General features: G+C 66.6%; 4 protein-coding genes. 2 read left to right on the top strand and 2 right to left on the bottom strand.

Features of this window, described 5'->3' with window-relative positions; all coding sequences use genetic code 11:
- Window positions 1-279: 279 nt before the first annotated feature.
- Both Q4F04_RS14680 and Q4F04_RS14675 read left to right on the top strand, forming a co-directional pair.
- Window positions 280-555, top strand: coding sequence for a hypothetical protein (locus Q4F04_RS14680; protein ID WP_303370544.1), 276 nt, complete (start codon window positions 280-282; stop codon window positions 553-555).
- On the top strand, window positions 552-2,039 hold the full coding sequence (locus Q4F04_RS14675; RefSeq protein ID WP_303370543.1) for a M81 family metallopeptidase: 1,488 nt from the start codon (window positions 552-554) through the stop codon (window positions 2,037-2,039). Before Q4F04_RS14680 ends, Q4F04_RS14675 begins: the two co-directional genes overlap by 4 nt.
- Before the next feature lie 147 nt (window positions 2,040-2,186).
- On the opposite strand, the gene Q4F04_RS14670 is transcribed toward Q4F04_RS14675, so the two are convergent.
- Window positions 2,187-3,302, bottom strand: coding sequence for an aminotransferase class I/II-fold pyridoxal phosphate-dependent enzyme (locus Q4F04_RS14670; protein WP_303370542.1), 1,116 nt, complete (start codon window positions 3,300-3,302; stop codon window positions 2,187-2,189).
- A 16-nt stretch (window positions 3,303-3,318) separates the two neighbouring features.
- Window positions 3,319-4,115: FAD-binding oxidoreductase (locus Q4F04_RS14665; protein WP_303370541.1), on the bottom strand; the 797-nt coding region annotated here is incomplete at its 5' end.

Here is a 4,115-nt window from a genome sequence, read left to right as displayed (position 1 = left end):
GCCGGTGATCACCTCGATCCGGCGGATATCGTCGTTGGACATGAGCATGTCCTCAAGCACAGGCTTGAGCCTTTCATGGTCATGCCGGACTGTCCGGTCGAAATGGGGGGCAGTTCAGTATGGCCATCAAATGATTTTCCCAGGAAGGCTTCTCTGGGACAACTCCAGCTATATAGTTACCGAATACAAATCCCAAGCAGAAGCCCAATGCTCAACCGCCACAGCTTTTTGACAACCTGTCTCTTGTCGCGACTTAACTCTATCTCGCGCACGCCGCCCATGGGTTTAGATCCCGAATGCATCGCGGGGGTGCGGGCCAGAGCGCCCGGGCTTTCCACGCGCGAGGTGATCTGGGCAGCAGACTACGACGCCGTCCTTATAGCAGCTGCGCCGCCACTGCCCACGATTCTCGTGCCCTGCGAAGGCGGGCCGTCGCACAACCCGGCCGAAGCTACAGTGCCGAAGGAATGTTCCGCCGAGGCGCAGGTGCTGCTGGAGGCCGTGCTGGACTACCACCGGCGCAGGGCCGAGCGCCGCGAGGAAGTCGCCGCATGAGCAAGCGCCTGGTCCTTGCCCGCCTGAACCACGAGACGAACACGTTTTCGCCCGTTCCGACGCCACTGGTCTCGTTCAATCCGCTATTGGGGGACGAGGCGCTGGCGGCGGCGGAGGGTTCGCCCACGGCTCTGGGCGCCTTTCATGCCTTTGCCCGCCACATCGGGGTTCGGATCGACGTGCCGCTGATCGCCCATGCCATGCCTTCAGGCCCTGTCGAGGACGACGCATTTGAGGCAATGGCACAGGCAATCCTCGGGTCCGTTGAGCAAGGATGCGACGGCATCCTGCTGGATCTGCATGGTGCCATGGCGACCCGCAGCCATGACGATGGCGAGGGTGAACTTCTAGCACGGGTGCGAGCTGCCGCGCCTGCTGTTCCGATCGGCGTGGCACTCGATTTGCACGGGAACATCACGCAGACCATGCTGGACAACAGCGACGTGATCGTGGGCTTCAAGACCTATCCTCACGTCGATATGGTCGAGACAGGTGAGCATGTCGCGCGCCTGTTCGCGCCGCTTCTCGACGGCGGTCCGCGCCCTGAGATGGCGCTGTGCCATCCGCCCATGCTGGCCGCGACCCTTTGCATGAACACGACGACCGACTGCGCCATGACGGACCTTGTCGCCATGGCACGTCAGGCCGAGACGCGGCCCGGCGTTCAGGCCGTGACCGTCTTCGGCGGTTTCCCCATTGCGGACCTCGCGGAAACGGGCCTTTCCATCGTCACCGTCGCCGATACCCCTGAACTGGCGACCGAGGTTGCGCGGGAACTCGGCCGGGAGGCATGGCGTCGCCGCGAAGAATATGTCTATCACGAGGAGCCGCTGGCGCAGTCCATCGACCGCGCGATCACGCTGGCCGACGGTTCGGCCCCCGTCCTGCTGCTGGACCATGGAGACAACTGCATGTCCGGAGGCAGCTGCGACGTGATGGACGTACTGGAGGAGCTGCTGGCGGCCGGCCAGGACGGCATCCTCGTCGGGCCCATCGCTGATGCCGGGACGGTCGCGCAGATGTTCGCCGCAGGCGAAGGCGCAGAGGTCGAGGTGAGGCTGGGCAACAAGACCCCGGCCAAGGACCTGCCTCTGCCGCATTCGCCCCTAGCGCTGCGCGGGCGGGTTCTGGCCCTGTCGGATGGCCGCTATCGTGTGACCGGCCCGATCTATCACGGGCAGGTCCTTTCAATGGGACGGGCGGCGCTGCTGGATACGGGCGCCGCGCGGATCGTGGTCTGCGAGCAGCCGCACGAGCCGCTGGATATGGGCGTGTTCACCTGCCTGGGGATCAGGGAACTGTCGGCGCGCTTCCTGCACCTGAAATCGCGCATGTACTGCCGCCCCGTGTTCGAGCCCTTGGCGAAAACAGTGGTCGAATGCGCAAGCTCGGGCGTTACAAGCTCGAACTATGATCTCTTCGCCTTCCGGAAGCTGGCGCGGCCGACATATCCGCTGGATGACAAGATCACTTGGCAAGCCTGACGGCGTTCCGCGCTGGCGATGCGATCATACGCTTAAGGAGTTGGTTCTGCTGAGAGGGAGTGCCATGTAGCTGATGGTCGACGAAGGCCACAAATTTTTGATCGCCATGGCGGCGAGCGTCGTGCCCCAGCGGCCCCCTCTCGGCATTTATCGGCCTGCGGCGCCTTGGGCGGCTGGGACTACGGCCAGGAAGGCATCGTTTTCCCCGGGATTGGCGATGGTGACGCGCGCCCAGTCCATGAAAGGCTCCTCCTGCCATGCCTTGATCAGGACACCCTGACGGCGCAGCGCCTCGGCGAAATCGGCGGCGGGGCCGGCTGTGCGGAAGAACAGGAAGTTGCCGTGGCTGGGCGCGACCTCGTAACCCTTGGCGCGCAGGCTCTCGGCCACGCGGGCGCGTTCGGATGCGGTCAGCGCGACCACGCGGGCCAGATGGCCGGTATCCTGCAGCGCGGCCAGTGCCGCCGCGCCGGCCAGCGCGTTGATGGCGAACGGGTTGCGGGTCTTGCGCAGCGCCCGCACCAGGTCGGCATCCGAGCAGATGCCATAGCCGACCCGCGCCCCGGCGAGGCCATAGGCCTTGGACAGCGTGCGCAGCGACACCCATGGGTGTCCCGCCTCGCGCAGCATTGCGAGGGCGTCGAAGGCCAGATCGTCGGACAGGTATTCGCGGTAAGCCTCGTCGAAGACGACCAGCGCGCCCTGCGGCACCGCGGCCAGCAGCTGGGCGAAGTCGGCCTGCGGCACGGCGGGGCCTGCCGGGTTGCTGGGCGAGGAAAAGATCAGGATGCGCGCGGGCTGCGCCAGCGCCGCGATCAGCGCATCGGCCGGAAAACGCCAGTCGGGCGGAAAGGACACCTTGTCCACCACCGCGCCGCAGGCCCGGGCCCCGAATTCATGCAGGCCGAAGCTGGGGCAGATCGTAACCACCCGGTCGCCCGGCCGCAGGACCGCGCGATAGATGGCGCCGATCAGGTCCTCGGAGCCGTTGCCCAGGATCACGGTGTCGGGGTCCACGCCATTCGCCTGCCCGATCCCCTGACGCAGCGCCTCGTCGCTGGCATCGGGATAGCGGCCAACGCCGGCCGCGGCGTCGCGGATCGCCTGCACCGCCGCGGGCGACGGCCCCAGCGGGCTTTCATTGCTGTCGAGTTTGGCCACCGCGTCGATGCCATAGACGCTGCGGAACCGGTCCAGCGCGAGGCCCGCGTTATAGTCGGGCAGTCCCGCGACTTCGGGCCGGATCAGGGGTTGGGATGACATTGTGGGGCCTCGTGCGTCAAAGGTCGAATATCTTGCCGGGGTTCATGATGCCGCGTGGGTCCACGGCGCGCTTGAGCCGCCGCATCAGGTCCAGCGCGGGACCATGCTCGGCTTCCATATAGGCTTTCTTGCCCAGGCCCACGCCGTGCTCTCCGGTTGAGGTGCCACCCATCGACAGCGCCAGTTCCACCAGCCGCCGGTTGATGGTGCGGGCGGTCTCGGTTTCCTGCGGGTCCGCGGGATCGAACAGCAGGACCAAGTGGAAATTTCCGTCCCCGACATGGCCGATCAGCGGCGCGACAAGGCCTGTTGCTGCGATCTCGGTCTTGATGGCGGCGATGCAGTCCGGCAGGCGTGACAGCGGCACGCAGACGTCGGTCGAGATGCCCTTGATGCCCGGCCGCAGCGCGCGGGTGGCATAAAGCGCCTCGTGCCGGATGCGCCACAGCCGCGTGGCATCTTCGGCTGTCGCGGCGGGTTCGATCCGGGTCGCGCCCGCATCGCGGGCCAGGTCCTGGAACAGCGCCACGTCAAGCGCCACGGGGGGGCCCGATCCGGGGATCTCGCCCCAGAGCGTCGCGGTTTCCGGAAGGGCGGCGGCGCACCACGCGTTGATCGCCGCCATCTGCAGGTCGTCGGCCAGTTCGATCCGGGTCAGTCCCAGACTGCAGTGCTGGGCGGCGACGACGCAGGCGGTGGCGCTGTCCAGATCGGGAAAGCTGCACAGCAGGGACTGCGCCGCCTCAGGCGTGCCGAACAGTCGCAGCGTCAGCTCCGTGATGACCCCTAACGTGCCTTCCGCGCCCACGAACA

This window comes from Paracoccus sp. (in: a-proteobacteria) (assembly GCF_030536915.1).
Taxonomy (GTDB): Bacteria; Pseudomonadota; Alphaproteobacteria; order Rhodobacterales; family Rhodobacteraceae; genus Paracoccus.
The sequence above is the reverse complement of the archived record's forward strand: the minus strand, read 5'-3'. Positions and strand labels throughout refer to the sequence as shown.

What these genes read in the sequence shown, in the direction of transcription:
- Q4F04_RS14680 (WP_303370544.1), top strand. Translation starts at nt 280, where the DNA reads ATGGGTTTAGATCCCGAATGCATCGCGGGGGTGCGGGCCAGAGCGCCC.
- Q4F04_RS14675 (WP_303370543.1), top strand. Translation starts at nt 552, where the DNA reads ATGAGCAAGCGCCTGGTCCTTGCCCGCCTGAACCACGAGACGAACACG.
- Q4F04_RS14670 (WP_303370542.1), bottom strand. Translation starts at nt 3,302, where the DNA reads ATGTCATCCCAACCCCTGATCCGGCCCGAAGTCGCGGGACTGCCCGAC.